Origin of the sequence: Kutzneria viridogrisea DSM 43870, from assembly GCF_000525635.1 — a bacterium.
In the GTDB taxonomy this organism is placed as follows: Bacteria; Actinomycetota; Actinomycetes; order Mycobacteriales; family Pseudonocardiaceae; genus Kutzneria; species Kutzneria viridogrisea.
In genome coordinates this window covers 2,059,456-2,081,244 of the sequence record NZ_CP007155.1, presented here as the reverse complement: position 1 = coordinate 2,081,244, position 21,789 = coordinate 2,059,456, and the positions used below count along the sequence as shown (strand labels likewise).

The window sequence follows — 21,789 nt, the reverse complement described above, 5'->3', positions numbered from 1 at the left end:
CCCGCTCATCATTCCAGGCGGAATTCGTAGTGTTCCAGCGGGAACCGGCGGCTCGCCCACCGCGCCTGCACCACAGTGGACGGCCGGATGTAGGGCACGTCGCCCTGCGAGTTCAGGTAGTAGCTGCGCACGCCCCGGTTGAGCACGCGGAAGTAGTGCGCGATGTTGCGGCCGTGCCTGCGCACCCGGTTGTGGTACGCGTCGTGCGCGCGCTGGCCGATCTCCACCGCGGTGGCCCCGCGCCGCCTGGCCTCGGTGATCACCCGCACGGCGTGCCGCGCGGTGATCTCCACCAGCGCGTGCCAGCCGGTGCCCGTCCACGAGTACGGCCCGACCAGCGTCCACCGGTTGGGCAGCCGCGGCACGCTCACGCTCTCGTAGGCCTGCAACCCGTTCTCCGCGTAGAACTCGCCGAGGTCGAAGCCGCGGCGACCCACTACCGTACCGGGCCGGTAGCTCTCCGGGTCGGAGAACAGCTCGTAGCCGGTGGCCAGCACGATCACGTCGTACTCGCGCTCGACCCCGTCCCGCGTGCGGATCCCACGCTCGGTGAACCGGTCGATCGCCGTCGTGACGAGCCTGGTGTTGTCCCGGTTGAACGCGCGCAGGAACGTGTTCGACAGCGTGGGCCGCTTGCCCAGCGGGCCGTAACTGGGCAGCAGCGCCTCGCGTGCCGCCGGGTCGCGCACGACTTTGCCCAGGTACCAACGATATGCGGCACGGGCCGAGCGGTCCATCAACCGCATCGCGGGCACGGCGACCGGCAGCGGGGCGTAGACGGCAGGCCACAGCAGCAGTTCCACGAAGCCGAGCATCAGCCCGTGCAGCAAGGGCATGACCCCGGGCAGGCGCAGCACGGACTGCGCCGCGGGCGGGATGGTGAAGTCCGGCTTGGGCAGGCACCACACGGGGGTGCGCTGGTATACGTCGAGCGCGGCGACCTCCGGCGCGATGGCCGGGGTGATCTGCACGGAGCTCGCGCCGGTCCCGATGACGGCGACGCGCTTGCCGTGCAGGTCGTGTTCGTGGTCCCAGGAGGCGGGCCGCTGCACCTTGCCGCCGAACTCGTCCAGCCCGGGGATGCCCGGGTCCTGTTTGGGCGTCAGGAAGGCGCCGACCGCGCTGATCACGAACCGCGACGTCAACACCGAGCCGTCGCCCAGATGCAGGCGCCACAGGCGGTTCGGCTCGTCCCACTCCTCGCGCAGCACGGTGGTGTTGGTGCGCAAGTGCTTGTGCAGCCCGTAGCGCTGGGCCACCGAACGGTGGTACGCCAGCACCTCCGCTCCCCTGGCGAAGACCCGGCTCCAGGAAGGGTTGCGCGCGAAGGAGTACTGGTAGGCCAGGGACGGGATGTCCACGCCGATACCGGGATAGGTGTTGTCCCGCCAGCTGCCGCCGAGGTCCTCGGCCCGCTCCAGCAGGGCGAAGTCGGCGATGCCCGCGGTCTTGAGCGCCACGCCCGCCGCGATGCCGCCCGGACCGGCCCCGATGACCACGACCTCGTGCCGCGGCCTCATCACTGGCCCACCGTGCGGTAGGTGTAGTCGTCCAAGGAGAACCTCCTGCTGGCCCGCCACGCCTGCCAGGCCGTTGTCGGCCGCAGCAGGGAGAAGTCCCCGTGGTGGTCGATGTAGTAGGTGTTGGCCCCGGTGCAGTTGTTGGTCATGATCAGTGAGCCGGTGGCCCTGCGGTGCACGAAGCGGAAGAACCGGTCGTTGGCCCGCTGGCTGACCTCCACGGCGGTGGCCCCGCGCCGCCGCGCCTCGGTGATCACGCGGATCGCGTGGTGCGACTGGGTCTCCACCATGACGTGCCAGGAGCTGCCGGTCCAGGAGAACGGCCCGAAGATGAAGAAGCTGTTGGGCAGCTTGGGGATGCTCACGCCCTCGTAGGCCTGCACCTTGTTGCCCGCGTAGAACTGTGCCAGGTCGAAGCCGTCCCGGCCGCGCACCGGCACTTTTCGATAGTTCTCAGGATCGTTGGACAAGCGGAATCCCGTGGCCAGGATCAGGGTGTCCACCTCGTGCAGACGCCCGTCTCGTGAGCGCACGCCCGTGGCGGTGATCCGCTCGATGCCCTCGGTGACCAGGTCCACGTTCGGGCGGGTGTAGGTGCGGTAGTACGTATTGGACACGCTGGGCCGCTTGCAGCCGAAGCCGTAGTCGGGGGTCAGCTTGGCGCGCAGCACCGGGTCGGCGACCTGTGTGCGCAGGTAGGCGCGGATACCCGTCTCGGCGATCTTGGCCACGACACTGCCCGGCTTGCCCAGCACCACCGTGCCGACCAGCAGGGCCTCGACCACGGCCGAGGTCACCGCGCGGACCGCCCGCTGCACGGCGGGCACCCTGGCGAACAGGGTTTGCAGCACGGGCGGGATCTTCAGGTCCGGTTTGGCGAAGACCCAGATCGCGCGCCGCTGGAACACGGTGAGCCTGCTCGCGACCCGCGCCACCTTCGGCACCAGCTGCACGGCGGTCGACCCGGTGCCGATCACCGCCACCCGCTCGCCGCTCAGATCGTGCCCGTGGTCCCAGCGCGCGGCCTGCACGACCTTGCCGGTGAACTCCGCCAGCCCGGGGAGGTCCGGCCGCTTGGGGTCCACGAACGCGCCCAGCGCGGTCAGCACGAACCGGGCCGTCAGCACCGAGCCGTCGCCAAGGTGCAGCCGCCACAGGTGGTTGACCTCGTCCCACTCGCGAGCGGTCATCTCGGTGTTCAGCCGCAGGTGCTGGCGCAGCTGGTAGCGGTCGGCCAGGTGATCGATGTACGCCTTGACCTCGGCGCCCTTCGGGAATACCCGGCTCCAGCGCGGGTTGGGCGCGAAGGAGAACTGGTAGGTGAAGGACGGCAGGTCCACCGCCACGTCGGGATAGGTGTTGTCCCGCCAGGTGCCGCCGATGTCGGCGGCCCGCTCCAGGATCACGAAGTCGGTCAGGCCCGCGGCGCGCAGCGCGATGGCCGCGCCCAGCCCACCGAAACCGGCGCCGACGACGACCACCTCGTACTCGGGGGTCTGGCCCACGACAGCCCTCCCACCTGCGGATCAAAGCGGAATGACTTGTCATTCCGCTTTGAGTTCCTACCACCGCGGCGCACCGGAACCAAGCCTCGACTTCGCCACCTACCAGTGGTATGTGTTACCGGAAGTACGGGTTACTGATGCGTAACGGGAGGACCAGTCATGGCCAAGCTCACCCGCGCCTTCGGCGTGCTGCTCGCGGGCACCGGGGTCGCCCACTTCGCGGCGCCCAAGCTCTTCGAGCCGGTCTCCGCGATCGCCTTCCCCGAGGACACGCGGCAGTGGGTGTACCGCAACGGCGCCACCGAACTGGCCCTGGGCGCGGCGATCACCGTCCAGCGCACCCGCAAGCTCGGACTGATCGGCCTGGGCGCCTACGTGCTCTGGCTCGCCTCCCGCGCCGCCCGCTGACCCGCGAGTCCCGCCCACCAGCACGCGAGTCCCGCTCCAGGGCGCGCGAGTCCCGCTCTGAGGCGGACGAATCCCGCCCAGCCGCGGGCGGGAACCCCGGCGGCGGCCCGCGCCCCGCGTCTTCGCGCCGGTCCAGAGACCGGATCAGGAGCGCAGCGGACGCGGGGCGACAGGGAGGGCCCCGTTCCGTCGAAGCCGCCGCCGGGGAGGTGCGGGATCAGGCGTAGCCGAAGTCCTGCGTCCAGTAGAAGCCGTAGCTGCCGCCCTTGTACTCGCCGACGCCGAGCGCCTTGAACGAGCAGTTCAGGATGTTGGCGCGGTGGCCTGGGCTGTTCATCCACGAGGTCATCACCGACTCCGGGCCGTTCTGCCCCGCGGCGATGTTCTCCCCGCTCGGATCGGCGTAGCCGACCGCCTTGATCCGCTGCCACGGGTCGACCCCCTCCGGGGTGTCGTGGCTGAAGTAGTTACGCACGGCCATGTCCTGGCTGTGCTTGCGCGCCGCGAGCGCCAGCCGGTCATCCCAGTGCAGGTCACCGCACCCGTTCGCGCGGCGCTCCTTGTTGACCAGGGCCAGCACCTCGTTCTCCGGCCCCGAGTTCGCGGGCTTGACGGCGCTGCTGGTGACCACCGGCGGCGCGGCCTTCACCGTGGACGTGCTGCTGCGGGTGGTCGTCGTCGGCGTGGTGGTGGTGGTGGTGGTCGTCGTCGGCGAGGCGGAGGTCGTGGTCGTCGTGCTGCCGCCGACGGTGGTGGTCAGCGTCAACGGGGTCGCCACGGCAACGACTTCCTCCGGTAACCGAGCGGCGGTCGGTCTGGTCTGCACGGCGAGCGCGGCGACCAGTACGCCGACCACGACCGCGGCGGCCAGCGCCAGGCAGACGAGGAGGATCGGGCGCTTGCGGCCGTTGTCTGGGACGGACACGGTGGCTATGTTCCTTCCGGGCTCGGGACTGCTGCCCTGTGGACGGGGACAGGTGCCCGCGGATTACGCCCAGACCCAGATGTGACGCAGACCACTATCGGGAGGGAAGTCGTTGCCGGTCACCGACAGCGAGTTGGTGGAGCAGGCCCGCGCCGGGTCGCGGGAGGCGTTCACCACGCTGTACCAGCGGTACCGGCTGCCGGTGACGCGTTACGCGCGACGCATCGTCAACGACACCGCACTGGCCGAGGACGTGGTGCAGGACGCGTTCGTCTCCGCGCTGCGCAAGCTGCCGAACCTGCGCGACCCGGCGAGGTTCCGGCCCTGGCTGTTCAGCATCGTGCACCGGACCGCGGTGGACGAGGTCCGCGCGGAGGGACCCACTCTGCTGCCGGAACTGCCCGAGGTACCGGCGCGTACGGCCGAGGACAGCGTGGCGGCGGAACTGGTGTGGGACGCGGCGGCCAGCCTGGAACCGCGCCAACTGGCGATCTTGGAGCTGACGGTCCGCGAGGAGGTCAGCAACGCGGAGCTGGGGCAGGCGCTGGGGGTCAGCACGGCGCACGCCGCCGTGCTGGCGCACCGGGCGCGGACCGCGCTGGGACACGCGGTGCGCATCCTGCTGCTGACCAGGAGCAGGCCGAGCTGCACCAGGTTGGCGGCCCTGGTGCCGGACCGCCCGCGCAAGCTGACGATCGGCCAGCGGGCGAGCGTGGACCGGCACCTGCGGCGGTGCCCGGTGTGCAGCGGCTTGGCGCGCAAGGTGTCGGTGCCCATGGCGGTGCTGGCGGCCCTGTGGCTCGCGCAGCAGCGGACGGCCGGGATCAAGCCGTTGGCGGTCCGCCTGGCCGTGGTCGGCGCCGCGGTGGCGGCGGGGCTGGTGGGCTGGTCGCTGCTGCCCACCCCGGCGCCCGCGCCCAGCGCCGCCCCGCTGCCGACCGTGACGGCGAGCAGCACGACTTCCCTTGTGCCAACGACAACTCCGGTCCCGACGACCACCACCACGACTGCTCCGCCGACCACCACGACGACCACCAAGCTGCCGCCCCCGCCGAGCGAGGACCAGCGCTTCGTCGTGCTGGTCAACCAGCAGCGCGCGAGCCGGGGCTGCGCGCCGCTGCGCGAGGACCAGCGGCTGAACCGGGCCACCAGCAGGCACAGCAAGGACATGGCCGCCAACGGCTACATCGACTTCACCGGCCCGACCGGGGACGACCTCGCCGCCGACGTGCGCGAGGCGGGCTACCCGAGCCCCTCGGCCATGGCCGTGGCCGCCTCCACCGAGACCGCCGAGCAGACCCTGGACAAGCTGGCCGACCGCTCCGCCTTCGACTGCGGCTACCGGTCGATCGGGGTCAGCCGGGCGGTCGGCGGGCCGTGCCACTACTACTGGTCGATGGTGCTCGGACGGCAGTGACCTGCCGGGATGTCATGAAAGTGCCGTTCGGGACACCAGGTGTCCCGAACGGCACTTTCATGACAAGGCGCCGCCCGCCACCCTTGCGCGAAGCTGCACAAAGCGGGACCCTTGCGAGCAACTACCGACAGCGGAGCCCTGCCGCCGAGTGTCTGGAGTAGCCATGGCGTCCACCCCTGCACGCCTGTCAGCAGCGATCCTGCTCGCGCTGACACTGATCACCCCGAGTGCGCACGCCGGTGCCGCGCCCGCCGCCAACACCAAGCCGTCCACGATCCCCGCGCTGCGGCAGTGGACCGGCGGCACCGGCAGCTTCACCTTCGGCCCCGGCAGCCGGGTCGTGCTCGGCTCCACCGTGTTGAGCAGCACCGCAAACACCTTCGCCGCCGACCTGAAGTCCTTGTACGGCAGGGACTTCACCCCTGTTGTCGGCACACCCCGCCCCGGGGACGTGTACCTGGCCCTTGGCGGCGCCGACCCCCAGGAGGGCTACACGCTGTCGATCACCGACCGGATCACGATCACGGCGCCCACCGACACCGGGCTGTTCAACGGCACCAGGACCGTGCTGCAACTGCTGCACCAGGGCACCAGCGTGCCGCAGGGCAGCGCGCGGGACTGGCCCAGCTACCCGCAGCGCGGGCTGATGGTCGACGACGGGCGCAAGTTCTTCACCCTGGACTGGCTGATCGACCAGGTGCGTGAACTGGCGTACCTGAAGATGAACTACCTGCACCTGCACCTGTCGGACAACGAGGGCTTCCGGGTGGAGAGCACCAGCCACCCCGAGGTGGTCTCCACCGAGCACCTGTCCAAGGCCGAGGTCCGCACCCTGCTCGCGGTGGCGGCGGCCTACCACGTGACGGTGGTGCCGGAGATCGACATGCCCGGGCACCTGCGGGCGGTCCTCAACGCGCACCCCGACCTGCGGCTCACCGGGGCCGACGGCAGCGTCAGCACCGACTTCATCGACCTGTCCAAGGACGGTTCGTACGCGCTGCTGAAGGACCTGATCACCGAGTACGCGGAGCTGTTCCCCGGACCGTACTTCCACATCGGCGCCGACGAGTACGTGGGCAACTACGGCAACTACCCGCAGGTCCTGGCCTACGCCAAGCAGCACTACGGGGCCAACGCCGTGGCCAAGGACACCTACCTGGGCTTCGTCAACTGGGCCGACGACCTGGTCCGCGCCTCGGGCAAGACCACCCGCGCCTGGAACGACGGGCTGTACGGCGGCTCCGCGGTCACCGTGCACCCGGACGTGCTGGTGGAGTTCTGGTACAACTACGGCCTTTCCCCGCAACAGCTCGTCGACGGGGGCCACCAGATCATGAACTCCAGCTACACCCCGACCTACTACGTGCTTGGCCGGGGCAAGGCGAGTCCGGCGACCACCTACGAGCAGTGGACGCCGAACCTGTTCCAGGGCAACCAAAGCCTGACCGACCCGAGCCACAACCTCGGCGAGAAGGTGCACGTGTGGTGCGACTTCCCCGACGCGGAGACCGAAGCGCACGTGGCCTCGGGCATCCGCGACCTGCTCCGCGTTGTGGCGCAACAGACCTGGGGCTCCGCCAAGCCCGCGGACGGCTACTCCGCGTTCCAGGACGTGATCGGCCTGATCGGGCGCAACCCCGCCTGGCCCGTGGGCAACCTGGCCGCCAACCGGCCGATCACCGTGTCGAGCACGGAGACCCCGGACTTCCCCGGCTACAACGCGGTGGACGGGGACTACGCCACACGGTGGTCCAGCGCCTACGGCGACGGCGAGTGGATCACCGTGGACCTGGGCTCGGTGCACGCGGTGAGCCGGGTCAAGCTGAGCTGGGAGACCGCGTACGGCAAGGCGTACCAGGTCCAGACCTCCGTGGACGGCACGAACTGGAACACGATCTACAGCACCAACGCGGGGCGTGGCGGCACCGAGGACCTGACCGGGCTGACCGGCTCCGGGCGGTACGTGCGCATGCAGGGCGTGACCCGGGCCACCGGCTGGGGCTACTCCCTGTACGAGTTCGAGGTCTACTGAGGCCGCCATGCGCTTCGCGAGCCCGCTCCCCGCGCTGGCACCGCAGCCAGCCAGGACGCCGACGATCACCGAGCGACTGCGCGCCGCACTGGGCTCCGGCCCGTTCCACCACGCCCTCGCCCTGGCCATCGCGGCCAGGGGCCTGACACTGGAACAGCTCCGCAACCGACTGTCCACTCGGGACGTCCAGCTGAGCGCGGCCACCCTGAGCTACTGGAAGAACGGCCGCAGCGTGCCGAGGCGCGAGGAGTCGCTGCGCGGGATCTCCGTGCTGGAACAGGAACTCGACCTGCCCAAGGACGCGCTGACCAGTCTGCTGGACCGGCGCGGTCCGCGCGTGGGGCTGCCGCCACAGCCCCCGGGCCGCATCGAGTCCCTGCTGGACTGGCAACGGCTGCCCGTGGGCAGCGGTCTGCGGGTGCTGAGCCTGCACGAGACCCTGCACCTCGGTGCGGACGGCCTGCCCGAGCGGCTGACCCTGCACGAGGTGGTGCAGGCCACCCGGGACGGGGTGGTGCGCACCCACGCCGGGCTGCGCGCGGGCCAGAGCGAGCTGGCGCCGCGGATCACCGCCACGGTGAACTGCTCGGTCGGCCGGGTGCAGACCCGGCACGACGACGCCCTGGCGGTGGTGGAGCTGGTGCTGGACTCCGAGCTGGCCAGGGGCGAGACGGCGGTGCTCGGCCACGAGTTCACCTTCTCAGCGCCGCGCAGGGAGAACTACCACCAGCGGCACTTCCGGCAGCCGGTGCACAGCTACCTGCTGGAGGTCCACTTCGCCGCGCGGGCCGTGCCCGTGCAGTGCTGGTCCTACCAGCGCGACCTGATCTCCCGGCGGCAGCACCGGGTGCGCCCCGTGCGGCCGGACAGCCGTCCCGCCGTGCACGTGGCGCACACGAACCTGGCGCCGGGCACGGTCGGCCTGCGCTGGCAGTGGAGCTGAGCTGTTACGAAGTGGCACTGAAGGCGGGCCGACCACCGGCGGGTGCGCCGGTGGTCGGCCCGAGCCAGGATGGGGGCTCCTCTTCCCTGCACACCGAGGAGTACCCCAAGTGAAGGCATTGCTCATGCGGAGCACAGCACTCGGCACCTGCGCCGCCGCCCTGCTGGTTGGCGTGGCCGCGACCGCCTCGGCCGCACCCCAGCGCCTGCCCAGCTACCAGCAGTGGCAGTCGGACGTGACCGCCGCGATCAAGCCCGCCACGCCCTGGTTGGAGCAGCGCGTGGGCCAGGGCGGCTCGAAGCTGGCGATCGTGCTGGACATCGACAACACCTCGCTGGAGAGCGAGTACCACGAGGGCGCGCCGAACAAGCCGGTGCGCGCCGTGGCCACCTGGGCGGCCCAGCACGGGGTGGCTGTGCTGTTCGCCACCGGCCGCAAGGAGTCCGGCCGGAGCACGACCGAGCGCCAGCTCACCGCCGCCGGGTACCAGATCGACGGCCTGTGCATGAAGAACTCGCACGACAGCAGCAACTCGGCCACCAAGCAGCGCTGCCGCAAGGAGTACACCTCGGCCGGGTACACGATCACCGCCAACATCGGCAACCGGTCCACCGACTTCGAGGGCGCCAACTACGAGAAGGGCTTCAAGCTGCCCGACTACGACGGCCAGCTCAGCTGAGCCGGGACGCCGGACCGGTGGGCGCCGGTGGCGCGGACCGGTCCGGCGTTGCCGAGCCCGCCGGCACGCTGGGGGGCGGGTGCCGACTCCACCCAGGTCGTCCCGGGCAGCCCCCTGGTTCCCGAGAACACCCTGATCACCCGATCGTGGGGCACGGTTGCGGGTGATCCACGTCGCGTTCGCACGACGGTCACGAACCCTCCCGAGGCGGTGCGGTACCGTAAATTCATGACGAATCTCCGCTCGCGCATCACCGGGTGGCTGGTGCGTAGGCATTTCGCCAGGACCAAGAAAAAGGGGTTCTCCCTGTCGGGAATCCCCTTTCTTCCCGAATCCGTGCTGATGCCGCTGAAGCGGGTCGGCGTCGATCCCGTCGCCGAGCTCGGCCGCGTCCGCGAGACCGAGCCGGTGAGCAAGCTCCCGGTGCCCTTCGGCATGAACGCGTGGTTGATCACCGGGTACGACGAGTCCAAACACGTGCTGAGCAAGGTGGACCTGTTCAGCAACGACTTCTCCAACCTGGCGGGCAGTTTCGGCATCACCGCCGAGGAGAACCCCGGTGGCCTGGGTTTCACCGACCCGCCGGAGCACACCAAGCTACGCAAGCTGCTCACCCCCGAGTTCACGATGCGCCGCCTTTCCCGGCTCACGCCCAGAATCGAGGCCATCGTCGAGGGCCAGCTGGACGAGATCGCCCGCTCCGGGGCGCCCGTGGACCTGGTGCAGCACTTCGCGCTGCCGATTCCCTCGCTGACGATCTGCGAGCTGCTGGGCGTGCCCTACGAGGACCGCGCGGACTTCCAGCGGCTGAGCACCGCGCGCTTCGACCTGTTCGGCGGGGCCAACGCCTCGCTGGGCGCCATCTCCGAGTCACTGGTGTACCTGCGCGGCATCGTGCAGAAGCAGCGCAGCGACCCGGGTGAGGGCATGATCGGCATGCTGATCAAGGAGCACGGGGACGAGGTCGACGACGACGAGCTCGCCTCGATGGCCGACGGCCTGCTCACCGGCGGGCTGGAGACCACCGCCAGCATGCTCGCGCTGGGCGCGCTGGTGCTGTTGCAGGACCGCGAGCACTTCCAGCTGGTGCACGACCAGGACGAGGCGATCAACCCGTTCGTCGAGGACCTGCTGCGGCACCTGACCGTGGTGCAGGTGGCCTTCCCGCGCTTCGCCAAGGTCGACATGGAGCTGGGCGGCAAGCAGATCAGCGCGGGCGACGTCATCATCGTCTCGCTGAGCGGGGCCAACCGCGACAAGGCCCTCGGCACCGACATGGACACCTTCGACCCCACCCGGCCCGCCAATGCCTCGCACCTGGCGTTCGGGCACGGCATCCACCGCTGCATCGGCGCTGAGCTGGCCAAGATGGAGCTGCGCGCCGCCTACCCCGCTCTCGTGCGCCGCTTCCCGAAGATGCGGCTCGCGGTGCCCCCGCAGGACCTGGCCTTCCGCCAGCTGTCGATCGTCTACGGCATGGACAAGCTGCCGGTCTTCGCCGAGTAGTCACCACTCGCGGGGGGGCGGTGGTCACGCGCTGCGTGCGACGGCCCACTCCGCCGACCCCGGGCCGGGGACTGTCCCCGGGCCGGGGTCGGCAAGTCTCGGCGTGGGGCGGGCGAGTCCCGGCCTGAGGCGGGCGAGTCCCGGCCTGAGGCGGGCGAGTCCCGGCCAGGTGGGCACGAGTCCCGCTCTGGGGCGTGCGAGTCCCGCTCTGGCGCAGACGAGTCCCGCCCGGCCGCGCGCGAGTCCCCCGCCAAGTGGGCGCGAGCCCCGGCCTGGGGCGGGCGAGTCCCGCCCAGGTGGGCGAGCCCCGGCCCAGGGTCGGCGAGTCTCGGCCAGGTGCGTGCGAGTCCCGCTCTGGCGCAGACGAGTCCCGCTCCGGCACGGGCGAGTCCCCCGCCAAGTGGGCGCGACTCCCGGCCTGAGGTCGGCGAGCCCCAGTGTGAGGTCGGCGAGCCCCGCGCTGGCACGGGCGAGCACCAGCCCGGGGTCGGCGAGCCCCGGCCAGCCGTGCACGAACCACGCCCCCACCAGCGCGCGTCCCGCCCAGGTGGGCGAGCCCCGGTCTGCGGTCGGCGAGCCCCGGTCTGCGGCCGGCGAGCCCCGGCCAGGTGGGCGCGAGTCCCGCGCTGGGGTCGGCGAGTCCCGGTCAGCCGCGGGCGAACCCCGTTCTGAGGTGCGCGAGTCCCGGTCTGCGGCCGGCGAGCCCCGGCCAGGTGGGCGCGAGTCCCGCGCTGGGGTCGGCGAGTCCCGGGTCAGCCGCGGGCGAACCCCGTTCTGAGGTGCGCGAGTCCCGGTCTGCGGTCGGCGAGCCCCGGTCTGGGGCGGGCGAGTCCCGCTCTGGCGCAGACGAGTCCCGGTCTGCCGTAGGCGAACCCCGCTCTGAGGTGGGCGTTCAGCCCGCCTCGGCCGCTGGCGAACCTCGCCGCACACCAGGCGGCGTCCCACCTGTCCACGGCAGGGACGTCTCAAAGGTGCCCTTGGCGAGGTTGTGGACCTGCCACGACCGCCGCGAAGGTGGCTTTCACTGCACTGAACGCAGCGAATGGTCCTTTCGCAGCGCGTCTCGGCGGCGTCCCGCCCGCGTCCACGGCAGGCGCGTCCCAAAGGTGCCCTTCACGACGCTCAACGCCCCAAAGGGCACCTTCATGACGCAGCGGTGTTCGCCATCACAACGGCCGGAGCAGGGCGAAGCCGCTGTCGATCACCTCGTCGAAGTCCAGCTCGGGGTTGATGCTGGCCAGCCGCATGGCAGTCTCCAGCACGCTCATGGTCACGTCGGCCAGCATGGGGGCGAGCATCTCCAGGTCCACCCGCCCGGCAAGGCGTGCGCGCAGCAGCAGCTCCAGTTCGCGCAGCCACTGGATGCGGATCTCGTAGGCCTGCCCCAGCAAGGTCCGTGAGCCGATCATGACGCGGGTGTAGGCGAGTACCCGTTGCCGCTCCAGCACGTCCATGCCCGCGATGTGCGCGTGCACGGCGTCGCGCAGCACGACGAGCACCGGTTCGTCGGTGCGGGCGGCGAGCGTGGCCATGAAGGCGGCACGGCGCTGCGCGTCCTCGTTGGCGAGCACGTCCTCCTTGGCGCTGAAGTAGCGGAAGAAGCTCGCTCGCGAGACCTGGGCCAGGGCGGCGATGTCCTCGACGGTGGTGGCGTCGAAGCCCTTCTGCTCGAACAGCTCGAAGGCCGCCCGCTCCAAGGCCTGCTTGGCCAGCAGCTTCTTGCGCTCGCGCAGCCCGAGCTGCGGGCTCGTGCTCTCTGCGGTCACAGCACCAGTCTAGCAAGTACTGAGACTTGCGTCTCTAATAAGACTCGACGACAAACTGATACTTGAGTCTCAATCGAGACTGCGATCTCCTCCAGATGGGTCGAGAGGAGACCGAGATGACCGCACAACGACGCACCGGACTGCCCTGGCAGGTGCAGCTGACCATCGACGTCGCGCTGAGCCCGGTGGTGTTCTTCGCACTGCAAGGAAACTTCGGGCTGAGCACCGGCCAGGCTCTGCTGATCTCCACCCTGGTCGGCGCCGCCTGGACCGGATTCGTGCTGATCACCACCCGCAAGGTCAACGCCGTGGCCCTGTGCGTGATCGCGGGCATGGTGGTCGGCGCGGCGCTGACCGGGGTCACCGGTGACCCGAGGTTCGGCGTGGCCAAGGACTCGCCTACACCGGGCTGTTCGGCCTGGCCATGCTGGCGAGCCTGCTGCTGCCGCGCCCACTGATGTTCCACCTGGTCCGGCCGTTCGCCACGCACGACAACGACCCGGAACAGGTCGCCGAGTGGAACACCTCCTGGTCGGCGCCGCTGTTCCGCCGCTGCATGCGGGTGATGACCACCACCTGGGGCCTGGGCCTGCTGGTCGAGGCGGCCACCCGCGTGGTGCTGGTGGGCGCCGTCTCCCTGGACACCGCCGCGGCGCTGTCCCCCGCGCTGACCGGCGTGTTGCTGGTCGCCCTCATGACCTGGACCACCAGTTACGGCCGCCGCGCGGGCGAAGCCCGCCGTGCCGCCGCCGAATCCGTGTGAGGACACCGTGTTGTTGTTCACCAGTGTCGACGTGTTCGACAGCACAGACCTGCTACCCGGCCGCCACGTGCTGGTCCGCGACGGAGTGGTCGCCAAGGTCAGCACAGCGCCCATCCCTTACCGGGCAACGGTCATCGATGGCACGGGCCAGACGCTGCTGCCGGGCCTGATCGACTCACACGTACACCTGTGGGCGGCCACCGCCACGACGGAGAGCGCCGTGTTCGGCGTGACCACCACGCTGGACATGTTCAGCCCACCCGAACTGGCCAGGCAGTGGACCACCGGCGTGCCCGGGGTCGGGCCGGTCGCCGACACCCGGACGGCAGTGTTCCCCGCCACAGCACCGCACGGCCACGGCACGGAGTTCGGTATCGGCACGCCCGTGCTGACCGAACCCGAGCAGGCACGGGGTTTCGTCGAGGACCAGCTGGCGCACGGCGCGAGCTACATCAAGATCATCTGCGACGCCGTGCACGGCGCGGAGAGCAGCCTGCGGCCCGAGGTCGTAGCCGCCCTGGTCAGTGCGGCACACGAGCGCGGCGTGCTGGCAGTGGCACACGCCACGGTGGCCGCCGACGCCGCGATCGCCCGGGTCGCCGGCGCCGACGTGCTGATGCACGTGCCGGTGGACGAGGCGAGTGCGGTGCTGACCGACGGCGTGCTGGTCACCACGTTGGCGACCCTGCACAGCGGGTTCTTCGCCGGGAAGCGCCCCGAGGTGCTGGACGACCCGGACCTGCGGCCGCTGCTCTGCCCGGACGCGCGGGAGAACCTCGCGCAGGGCTGGCGGCTGCCCGACACCTGGCGCTATGAGACGGCGCAGGCAAACGTTCGCGCCGCCCGCGACCAGGGAGTGCGGATCCTGGCCGGGACGGACGCGGGCATGCCGGGCACGGCACACGGTGCCAGCCTGCACCACGAACTGGCGCTGCTCGTGGAGTCGGGGCTCACTCCGACCGAGGCCCTGCGGTCGGCCACCTCCGCACCGGCCGAGGTGTTCGGGCTGGCCGACCGAGGCCGAATCGCCCCGGGACTGCGCGCGGATCTGCTGCTGGTGCACGGGAACCCGACTGCGGACGTCAGGCACACCAGGCGGATCCGCGGAGTGTGGGTGGCAGGCGAGCCGGTACGCCACGACGTGTGGCGCGCGCGGCTGGAGCGGATCGAGTCGCGGCTGTCGACCCGACCGGCACACCCCAGCGGTCCCTTGCCCACCGACCGCTGGAAGCCGTTGACGGACGGCAGTTCCAGGGCAGTGCTGACAATGCGACCCGAAAGCCTGTGCGTGGACACGGAGGTCCAGCCCTCCGCAGGGTGGCAGGTCTGCTTCGCGGGCACCAGCTACACCATCAGCGACGCGGAGGATGGCACGAATCTCAGTGACAGCAAGGAGATCACGCTGACCGTACGTGCGGATCAGCCCTGCGTGCTGGCGGCCTCGCTCGATGCGGGCTACCCGCTCAAGCCGCCGGTGGTCGTGCCGGTCCCAGTGGGCACCGAGTTCCAGCGGCACACCCTGTCGCTGAGCGCGTTCGGACCGGTGGACCTGCGCACCTGGCGGGACATGGCAGTGGCGTTGCAGGAGCAGCGCAACTGCGCGGGCGGGTCACTGGCCAGTGAACTGGCCGTGCGGGCTGCGATCCAGGGCGGATCGCCGCTGACCCAGGTGCGGCGCTAGGTGACCCCGTTGCTGGTGGCACTGGACACGGTTCTGTCCCATGTGGACAGCTTCGTGGTCACGCCCGCGCAGGCGTGACCACGAAGCCACCGTTCACAGCGCGAGCAGTGCCCGCACCGGCATTCGACTGTCCGACAACGGTCTGAGCGCCAGCTGCACCAGCACCAGCGCGTTGTCGTCACCGGCGACCCGGTTGGCGCTGAGTTCCCCGCAGGACAGGCAGTGGTGGATCAGCACCCACTCCCCGTCCCCGCGCACGGACAGGCTCAGCGCCGTCATCCGGCCGCGGCACCCCGATGCCCGGTCGCCGGGCACGCGGTGGTCCACGTGCAGGCTGGTCAGGCAGCTCGGGCAGTGGTTGCGGTGCGCCGTGCCCGGTGCCGCCAGCGGCACGTCGAGCCGACAGCCGACGCAGCGGAACGCGTCGCCCGCTCCGCGCAGGACCTCCTTGTGCCGCTGCGGTTTCTGTCGTTGCGGCTTGCGTCGTGGCACAGGTCCCCCTTACAGGTCGCCGAAGGCTTCGAGCGGGAACGGGGGCTGGGCCAGCGGGCGGACCGCCATGCGCATCAGGATCAGTTGGTTGTCGTCACCGCAGATCGCGTTGGAGGTCAGCTCGTCGCAGCGCGTGCAGCGGTGGATGATCATCCAGTCCCCGTTGCGCAGCACCGCGATGGAGATCGGGATCATCCGCGACTGGCAGTCGGACAGACCACCGGCCACGTGGTCGTGCACGTGCTGGGAGTGCAGGCAACTCGGGCAGTGGTTGCGACGGCCGCCGTCGGGGCCGAACTTGGTCACGGTCAGGCCGCAGCGCACACAGGTGAACGTCTCGGTCTGCCGGTGGGAACTGGTGTTGGTGGTGGACACCCGGATTCTCCTCGCCACGAGGTCGGACACGATGGCTGGAGTTCGAGCGGTCCTCTTCAGGTCCGTGGTGCGAGCGCGCAGGGACCAGCGCACCGGCGGTACTACGCGGTGCGACGAGGAGCGCTCGACTTGACCCGGGTCATAAACCACTGCTCTCTCGGGCTGTTCAGGCCCAGTGTGCGGCTGAGGTGGACCCGCGCACGCTAACAACGCCGTTGCCGGGTGCGCGAACGAATTACTGGGGGCGGCCCGCACCGCGCGAACCGCCCCCGCGACTGGGCTCAGGCGGGCTTGAGCTCGCCCATCGGGCCCCAGCCGTCCACCGGGGCCTGCACGTTGATGATCTCCGGCGTGCTCGCGAGCGCCTGGGGCATCGTGGCCATGGCCTGCTTGAAGTGCTCGGAGTTCACGTGCTCCACCCCGGCCTCCTCCGAGGCGAAGCCCTCGACCAGCACGTACTGGTTGGGCACCTCCACGCTCTTGGACCACTCGAAGAACAGGTTGCCCGGCTCCTCACGGGTGGCGCGGGTGAAGTCGGCGACCAGGTCCAGCCAGCCCTCGCTGTGCTCGGGGCGGACGGTGAACTTGACGACGATGAAGATCATGACGAGGCATCTCCTTCAGGCACGGGCCAGTGCGAGCACACCGATCACCAGCAGCGTAGAACTGAGCCAGAGCGCGGGCACGAGTCGCACGCGCCACCACTCCACCCGGCGCCGGACGCACTCCGGCACCTCCTCGGGCGGGGTGTTGCGCAAGGCGGAACGCAGTGCGAGCAGCGACACGGTACAGACGGCGCCGAGCACCGTGGTCGCGAGGCCGAACAGCAGGACTCCGGTCACCGCACGGCTCTCTCGGTGGTGGGCACACGCACGCACGCCAGAGCCCCGTTGCGCAATGCGGAACGGGGCTCACCAAGCGGAACGATCGTGCCCACATCGATCATGCTCGCACAGGGCTCACCTCGATCGCAGGGCCCCTGGCAGCGACCCGCTGCGCCCAGCGCACCGCGGGCCCCATCGCGGTGGAGGCCAGCACGAACAGGCCGCCCAGCAGCAGCCAGCCCGGCACGCCCCAGGTGAGGACCACCGTGGTCAGCAGCAGCGGTCCGAGCATCCTGGCGATCGCCACGCCGGAGCCGAAGAAGCCCTGGTACTGCCCCTGCTTGTCGGCCGGGGCCAGGGTGAAGCTGATCTGCCAGCTGGCGGAGGCCTGCACCATCTCGCCGACCACCTGAAGGCCGCCGCCGACCAGCAGCGCCGCGGCAGCGGTCCACGGCGAGGTGCCCACCGAGGACAGGGCGAACACCAGGCAGGCCAGGAACATCACCGCACCGGCACGGCGCAGCAGTCGTGAGGCGCTGCCCAGCCCGCGGACCCGGCGGGCCACCCGGACCTGGAACAGCACCACACTGAGCGTGTTGAGCACGAGCAGGCTGGAGACCATCCAGGTCGGCGCCTGGGTGCGCTGCACGATCCACAGTGGAATGATCAGGCTGAGCAGCGGCATGTTCAGCAGCAGCACCGTGTTCAGCAAGGTGATCACGGCGTAGGGGCGGTCCCGCAGCACAGCGATGGCCGGTTCACCGGCGACCTTGGGCGCGGGCGGCACCACCGGCAACCGGCGGATCACCAGCGCTGCCAGTGCGAAGCTCGTCGCATCGATGGCAAACGCCGCCAGGAACGCCTCCCTGGTGCCCAAGTGCAGGGCAAGACCGCCGATCGCCGCGCCGACGGCCAGACCCGCGTTGGTCGTGGACTGCATGTGCGCGCGGATCTCCGTACGCGCCTCGCCGGCCACCAGCCCGGCGAGCAGCGCCTGCCTCGCCGCGGCGAGCCCGCACTGGCAGCTCGCGTACACGCAGGCCATCGGCAGGAACATCTCGAAGGACCGGACGAAGAGGAAGGACCCGACCGCCAGCGAGGTCGCCACGGCCAACAGCACCGCCACGCCTCGCGGCCCGAGGCGGTCGGCGAGGTGTCCGAGCGCGACGCCCGCAACCGAGCCGACCGCCCAGGCCAGGGTCAGCCCGAGCCCGACCTGCTCCGGGGACAGGCCGACGACCAGCGTGAAGTACAGCGCCGAGCACACGTAGTACGCGCCGTCACCGACCGAGTTGGTCAGCTGCGCCAGCGCCAGAACTCTGGACGGCCCCTGGGGCGGAAGGATCCTGCTGTGCATGGAGCCGACACTAGGCAGCAGATTGGCCCAGCATCAGATCCAATTATTTATCAATTGATCAGACCAATGTGCGCGCGAACCAGCTCGCGGTACATGGGAGCCACCACGCCGCCAGCGAGCCCTCCACGCCCACCGGGCCGATCTCCGGCCGGGCGGCGCCCCCACAGCGGTCATACCTTGAAGTTCCAGATTGGTACTTTCCCGAAGTACTGCCTGATCACAGGTCCGCAAGCCTCAAACGGGACGCCTGACTGGGCCAGTCGGGCGATCTCCTGCTGTTCATGTGTGCAGCACTGACCGTCCGCCGGGAGGACACGGCGCGTCCCCAACCGCTCCCCATCATGAACCGCCCTTGTCCCCCACCACAGGAGGATTGATGCTGCGCAAGAGACTCGTGGCCGCCGCCGCGGCAGCACTGCTGGCCGCCGCGGGCGCGGTCGGCGCGGTCGTGGCACAGGACGGCCCGGCCGACCCGGCGGTGCAGACCGCGGCCAGCTCGGTGCCGACCTTCGACCACATCGTGCTGGTGATGTTCGAGAACAAGAAGTACTCCTCCATCAACGGCAGCTCCAGTGCCCCCTACTTCAACTCGCTGGCCGGTCAGGGCGCGAAGTTCAGCAACTCCTTCGCGATCACCCACCCCAGCCAGCCCAACTACGTCGCACTGTTCTCCGGCGCGACGCAGGGGGTCACCGACGACACCTGCCCGGCCAACCTCGGCTCGGTGAGCAACCTCGGCCAGCAGCTGATCGGCGCGGGTCGCACCTTCACGGGCTACTCCGAGTCCATGCCTTCCGACGGCTACACCGGCTGCTCCAGCGGTGACTACCGGCGCAAGCACAACAGCTGGGTGGACTTCAGCAACGTGCCCGCGGCGAGCAACCTGCGGTACACCGCCTTCCCCAGTGACTACACCCAACTGCCCACAGTGGCCTTCGTGACCCCGAACATGTGCAACGACATGCACGACTGCTCGATCGGCACCGGGGACACCTGGCTGCACAACAACCTCGACGGCTACGCGCAGTGGGCCAAGACCCACAACAGCCTGCTGATCGTCACCTTCGACGAGGACAGCGGCACCTCGGTCAACCAGATCTTCACCACGTTCGTCGGCGCACACGTGCAGACGGGCACCTACAGCGAATCCATCAACCACTACACCGTGCTGCGCACCATCGAGGCGTCCTACGGCCTCCCGGGCATCAACAACGCGGCGAGCAAGTCCCCGATCCTCGACGTCTGGCAGTGACCTGACCCCGTGGGCACGCCGCACCCGGCGTGCCCACGGGCCGCAGAGAGGCGGCGCACATGTACCTGTCCACCATCGGGCGCCGCGACAGCGGACCGGTGTCCCGGCGCAAGCTCGCGGCGGTCGGCGCGAACGTGCTCGCACTGGGCTCGGTCAGCCTGGTCACCGACATCTCCTCCGAAATGGTCACCGCGGTCCTGCCGATCTACCTGGTGCTCGGGCTGCACCTGAGCCCCGCCGTGTACGGCCTGGTCGACGGCCTCTACACCGGGGCGACCGCCCTGCTGCGACTGGTCGGCGGCTACCTCGCCGACCGGGTGCGCAGGCGCAAGACCGTGGCCGGGATCGGCTACGCGCTGTCGGCGGTGGCCAAGCTCGGCCTGCTCGCGGCGGGCTCCTCGACGGCGGCGATCGGCGCCGTGATCACCTTGGACCGCACGGGAAAGGGGCTGCGCACGGCGCCACGCGACGCACTGATCACCTTGTCCGCACCCGAATCCGTGCTCGGCAGGGCCTTCGGCGTGCACCGCGCGATGGACAGCGCAGGTGCGTTCGCCGGTCCGCTGGTCGCGCTCGGCGTACTCGGGCTGGTCGGGTCGGCCGCGGGCACCGAGGGCTTCAACGCCGTGTTCTTCACCAGCTTCTGCATCGCCTGCGTCGGGTTGCTGCTGCTCGTGCTGTTCGTCCGCGACCGGCAGACCCCTGCCCCTGCCACCGGTTCGGTCTCGCTACGGGCCGCCTTCGGCCTGCTGCGCGGATCCGGCGTGCGCCGGTTGTTGCTGGCCGCCTGCGTGCTCGGCGCCGCGACCATCGGCGACGGCTTCGTCTACTTGTTGTTGCAGCGCAAGGAGGACATCGCCAGCGGGTGGTTCCCGCTGCTGGCCGTCGGCACCAACCTCATGTACCTGCTGCTGGCCGCGCCACTGGGTGTACTGGCGGACCGGGTCGGTCGGCTGCCGGTGGTGCTCGGCGGCTACGGTGCGCTGACCGTCGTGTACCTGCTGCTCGCCGGTCCGGTGTCGGGCTGGCCGCTGCTCGTGCTCTCGCTCGCGCTCTACGGTGGGTTCTACGCCGCCACCGACGGGGTGCTCATGGCGCTGGCGGGTCCCGTGCTGCCCGAGTCCTTGCGCACCACGGGGATCGCGCTCATCCAGACCGGACAGGCGCTGTCCTACTTCGCCTCGTCCGTCCTGTTCGGACTTGCCTGGCAGTTCTGGGGCGCGGGCACGGCAACGGTGTTCGCCGCGGGCGGGACGGTGCTCGCCGTGCTGATCACCTTGGTACTGCTGAACTCCAGGAAGGCCACCTCGTGAACAACCGCACCCGCGTCCTGATCGCCGTCGCCGGGGTCCTCGCACTGGTCACGGCCGGAGTCGTCTACGTCGGACTGGCCGCCGCGCGCAACCGGGACGCCGTCGCCGCCGGTACCGGTGCCGTCACGCTCACCCCAGGGCCGCGCATCCTGTTCCGCAGCACGGCACAGTCCGACCGCGGTCACATCGCGAGCGTGTCCGCGACCGACCCCGGTGGCCCGCGCGCAGTGGCCCCCGTGTCCTGCGTCCGCGTGTACGCCGCCGGCGGCACCGGGCTGTGCCTGCGCCAGGACAGCGGCCTCACCACGTACCAACTCGTCGCCCTCGACGCGCAACTCGCAGATCAGCGCGAGATCCCGTTGGTCGGCCTGCCCAACCGCGCCCGCGTGTCCGCCAGCGGCCGCATGCTCGCCTGGACCGTGTTCGTGACCGGGGACTCCTACAACGGCGGGATGTTCTCCACCCGAGCGGGCTTCCTGGACACCCGCACCGGGGAGATCACCGGCACGCTGGAGGACTACGCCGTCACCCTCGACGGCAAGCCGTACCAGGCCGCCGACCTGAACTTCTGGGGCGTCACCTTCACCCGTGACGACAACCTGTTCTACGCCACCATGTCCACCGCCGGGCGCCGCTACCTCGTCCAGGGCGACGCCGCCGCCCACACCGTGCGCGCCCTGCGCGAGAACGTGGAGTGCCCGTCCCTGTCCCCCGACGGCACCCGGCTGGCCTTCAAGTCCGCTGTGGACGGTGATCCCGCGCGCGGTTGGCGGCTGTCCGTGCTCGACCTCGCCACCAACGCCGTCACCCCGCTCGCCGAGGCCCGCAGCATCGACGACCAGGCCGCCTGGCTCGACGCCCACACGGTCGGCTACGGCCTGCCCCGCGGCACCGGTAACTCCGACGTCTGGTCCGTGCCCTCCGACGGCACCGGCCAGCCCCGCCTGTTGATCCCCGACGCCGAGTCCCCGGCGGCGCTGGGGTAACCAGCTCCGCCGATCAGCGCTGTCGGAGGAGCGCCCTGGATCGCT

Annotated in this window: 19 protein-coding genes and 1 pseudogene; 11 read left to right on the top strand and 9 right to left on the bottom strand. The window is 70.4% G+C overall.

All coding sequences use genetic code 11. The annotated features are described in order from the left end of the window. Positions 1 to 8 precede the first annotated feature (8 nt). Complete coding sequence (locus tag KALB_RS09430; protein WP_030108225.1) at positions 9 to 1,520, bottom strand: flavin-containing monooxygenase; 1,512 nt, start codon at positions 1,518 to 1,520, stop codon at positions 9 to 11. Further along, positions 1,520 to 3,025 (bottom strand): flavin-containing monooxygenase, encoded by a 1,506-nt coding sequence (locus tag KALB_RS09425; RefSeq protein ID WP_025355470.1) that lies wholly within the window; start codon positions 3,023 to 3,025, stop codon positions 1,520 to 1,522. The genes KALB_RS09430 and KALB_RS09425 overlap by 1 nt, the downstream gene beginning before the upstream one ends. Positions 3,026 to 3,184: 159 nt before the next feature. On the opposite strand from KALB_RS09425, the gene KALB_RS09420 reads away from it, so the two are divergent. Further along, the gene (locus KALB_RS09420) at positions 3,185 to 3,433 is read left to right on the top strand and encodes a DoxX-related protein (protein WP_025355469.1); all 249 of its coding nucleotides are present in this window, start codon (positions 3,185 to 3,187) and stop codon (positions 3,431 to 3,433) included. A 217-nt stretch (positions 3,434 to 3,650) separates the two neighbouring features. Here the strand turns inward: KALB_RS09420 and KALB_RS09415 are convergent, their stop codons facing one another. After that, positions 3,651 to 4,358, bottom strand: coding sequence for a CAP domain-containing protein (locus KALB_RS09415; RefSeq protein ID WP_052360443.1), 708 nt, complete (start codon positions 4,356 to 4,358; stop codon positions 3,651 to 3,653). 112 nt (positions 4,359 to 4,470) lie between these two features. On the opposite strand from KALB_RS09415, the gene KALB_RS09410 reads away from it, so the two are divergent. From KALB_RS09410 to KALB_RS09390, 5 genes are all read left to right on the top strand, one after another. After that, entirely contained in the window at positions 4,471 to 5,775 is a 1,305-nt protein-coding gene (locus KALB_RS09410; protein WP_025355466.1) for a sigma-70 family RNA polymerase sigma factor, read from the top strand. 163 nt (positions 5,776 to 5,938) lie between these two features. Further along, entirely contained in the window at positions 5,939 to 7,807 is a 1,869-nt protein-coding gene (locus tag KALB_RS09405) for a family 20 glycosylhydrolase (protein WP_025355465.1), read from the top strand. Positions 7,808 to 7,814: 7 nt separating this feature from the next. Then, on the top strand, positions 7,815 to 8,750 hold the full coding sequence (locus tag KALB_RS09400; protein WP_025355464.1) for a hypothetical protein: 936 nt from the start codon (positions 7,815 to 7,817) through the stop codon (positions 8,748 to 8,750). A 124-nt stretch (positions 8,751 to 8,874) separates the two neighbouring features. After that, positions 8,875 to 9,429 carry an HAD family acid phosphatase gene (locus KALB_RS09395; protein WP_025355463.1) on the top strand — a complete coding sequence of 185 codons (555 nt, stop codon included), beginning with the start codon at positions 8,875 to 8,877 and terminating at the stop codon, positions 9,427 to 9,429. Positions 9,430 to 9,657: 228 nt separating this feature from the next. After that, positions 9,658 to 10,935, top strand: a complete 1,278-nt coding sequence (locus tag KALB_RS09390) for a cytochrome P450 (RefSeq protein WP_025355462.1) — start codon at positions 9,658 to 9,660, stop codon at positions 10,933 to 10,935. A 1,166-nt stretch (positions 10,936 to 12,101) separates the two neighbouring features. On the opposite strand, the gene KALB_RS43750 is transcribed toward KALB_RS09390, so the two are convergent. After that, positions 12,102 to 12,701, bottom strand: coding sequence for a TetR family transcriptional regulator (locus tag KALB_RS43750; protein ID WP_025355461.1), 600 nt, complete (start codon positions 12,699 to 12,701; stop codon positions 12,102 to 12,104). 95 nt (positions 12,702 to 12,796) lie between these two features. Between KALB_RS43750 and KALB_RS50165 the strand changes: the two are divergent. After that, positions 12,797 to 13,464, top strand: a pseudogene (locus KALB_RS50165) (VC0807 family protein). A gap of 10 nt (positions 13,465 to 13,474) precedes the next feature. Continuing rightward, positions 13,475 to 15,145: an amidohydrolase family protein gene (locus tag KALB_RS09375; RefSeq protein ID WP_158510730.1), complete on the top strand. Its 1,671-nt coding sequence runs from the start codon at positions 13,475 to 13,477 to the stop codon at positions 15,143 to 15,145. A 93-nt stretch (positions 15,146 to 15,238) separates the two neighbouring features. Here KALB_RS09375 and KALB_RS09370 read toward each other — a convergent pair whose 3' ends face one another. The 5 genes from KALB_RS09370 to KALB_RS09350 form a co-directional block, all read right to left on the bottom strand. Further along, a complete protein-coding gene (locus KALB_RS09370) occupies positions 15,239 to 15,637 on the bottom strand; it encodes an RNHCP domain-containing protein (RefSeq protein ID WP_025355459.1) in 399 nt (132 codons plus the stop codon). Between the two features lie 9 nt (positions 15,638 to 15,646). Then, positions 15,647 to 16,012, bottom strand: a complete 366-nt coding sequence (locus tag KALB_RS09365; protein WP_025355458.1) for an RNHCP domain-containing protein — start codon at positions 16,010 to 16,012, stop codon at positions 15,647 to 15,649. A 281-nt stretch (positions 16,013 to 16,293) separates the two neighbouring features. Then, the gene (locus KALB_RS09360; RefSeq protein ID WP_025355457.1) at positions 16,294 to 16,617 is read right to left on the bottom strand and encodes a putative quinol monooxygenase; all 324 of its coding nucleotides are present in this window, start codon (positions 16,615 to 16,617) and stop codon (positions 16,294 to 16,296) included. Between the two features lie 15 nt (positions 16,618 to 16,632). Continuing rightward, complete coding sequence (locus KALB_RS09355; protein WP_025355456.1) at positions 16,633 to 16,854, bottom strand: hypothetical protein; 222 nt, start codon at positions 16,852 to 16,854, stop codon at positions 16,633 to 16,635. A gap of 100 nt (positions 16,855 to 16,954) precedes the next feature. Then, on the bottom strand, positions 16,955 to 18,193 hold the full coding sequence (locus tag KALB_RS09350) for an MFS transporter (protein WP_025355455.1): 1,239 nt from the start codon (positions 18,191 to 18,193) through the stop codon (positions 16,955 to 16,957). 376 nt (positions 18,194 to 18,569) lie between these two features. On the opposite strand from KALB_RS09350, the gene KALB_RS09345 reads away from it, so the two are divergent. The 3 genes from KALB_RS09345 to KALB_RS09335 are packed head-to-tail and all read left to right on the top strand — an operon-like array spanning position 18,570 to position 21,744. Further along, the gene (locus KALB_RS09345; protein ID WP_025355454.1) at positions 18,570 to 19,445 is read left to right on the top strand and encodes an alkaline phosphatase family protein; all 876 of its coding nucleotides are present in this window, start codon (positions 18,570 to 18,572) and stop codon (positions 19,443 to 19,445) included. Positions 19,446 to 19,504: 59 nt separating this feature from the next. Continuing rightward, a complete protein-coding gene (locus tag KALB_RS09340; protein WP_025355453.1) occupies positions 19,505 to 20,758 on the top strand; it encodes an MFS transporter in 1,254 nt (417 codons plus the stop codon). Continuing rightward, entirely contained in the window at positions 20,755 to 21,744 is a 990-nt protein-coding gene (locus KALB_RS09335; RefSeq protein ID WP_025355452.1) for a TolB-like translocation protein, read from the top strand. The genes KALB_RS09340 and KALB_RS09335 overlap by 4 nt, the downstream gene beginning before the upstream one ends. Positions 21,745 to 21,789: the final 45 nt, after the last annotated feature.

Bases quoted from the DNA above. Each gene is read 5' to 3' on its own strand.
- KALB_RS09430 (WP_030108225.1), bottom strand. From the start codon at position 1,520: ATGAGGCCGCGGCACGAGGTCGTGGTCATCGGGGCCGGTCCGGGCGGC.
- KALB_RS09420 (WP_025355469.1), top strand. From the start codon at position 3,185: ATGGCCAAGCTCACCCGCGCCTTCGGCGTGCTGCTCGCGGGCACCGGG.
- KALB_RS09405 (WP_025355465.1), top strand. From the start codon at position 5,939: ATGGCGTCCACCCCTGCACGCCTGTCAGCAGCGATCCTGCTCGCGCTG.
- KALB_RS09400 (WP_025355464.1), top strand. From the start codon at position 7,815: ATGCGCTTCGCGAGCCCGCTCCCCGCGCTGGCACCGCAGCCAGCCAGG.
- KALB_RS09395 (WP_025355463.1), top strand. From the start codon at position 8,875: ATGCGGAGCACAGCACTCGGCACCTGCGCCGCCGCCCTGCTGGTTGGC.
- KALB_RS09390 (WP_025355462.1), top strand. From the start codon at position 9,658: ATGACGAATCTCCGCTCGCGCATCACCGGGTGGCTGGTGCGTAGGCAT.
- KALB_RS09360 (WP_025355457.1), bottom strand. From the start codon at position 16,617: ATGATCTTCATCGTCGTCAAGTTCACCGTCCGCCCCGAGCACAGCGAG.
- KALB_RS09350 (WP_025355455.1), bottom strand. From the start codon at position 18,193: ATGCACAGCAGGATCCTTCCGCCCCAGGGGCCGTCCAGAGTTCTGGCG.
- KALB_RS09345 (WP_025355454.1), top strand. From the start codon at position 18,570: ATGCTGCGCAAGAGACTCGTGGCCGCCGCCGCGGCAGCACTGCTGGCC.
- KALB_RS09340 (WP_025355453.1), top strand. From the start codon at position 19,505: ATGTACCTGTCCACCATCGGGCGCCGCGACAGCGGACCGGTGTCCCGG.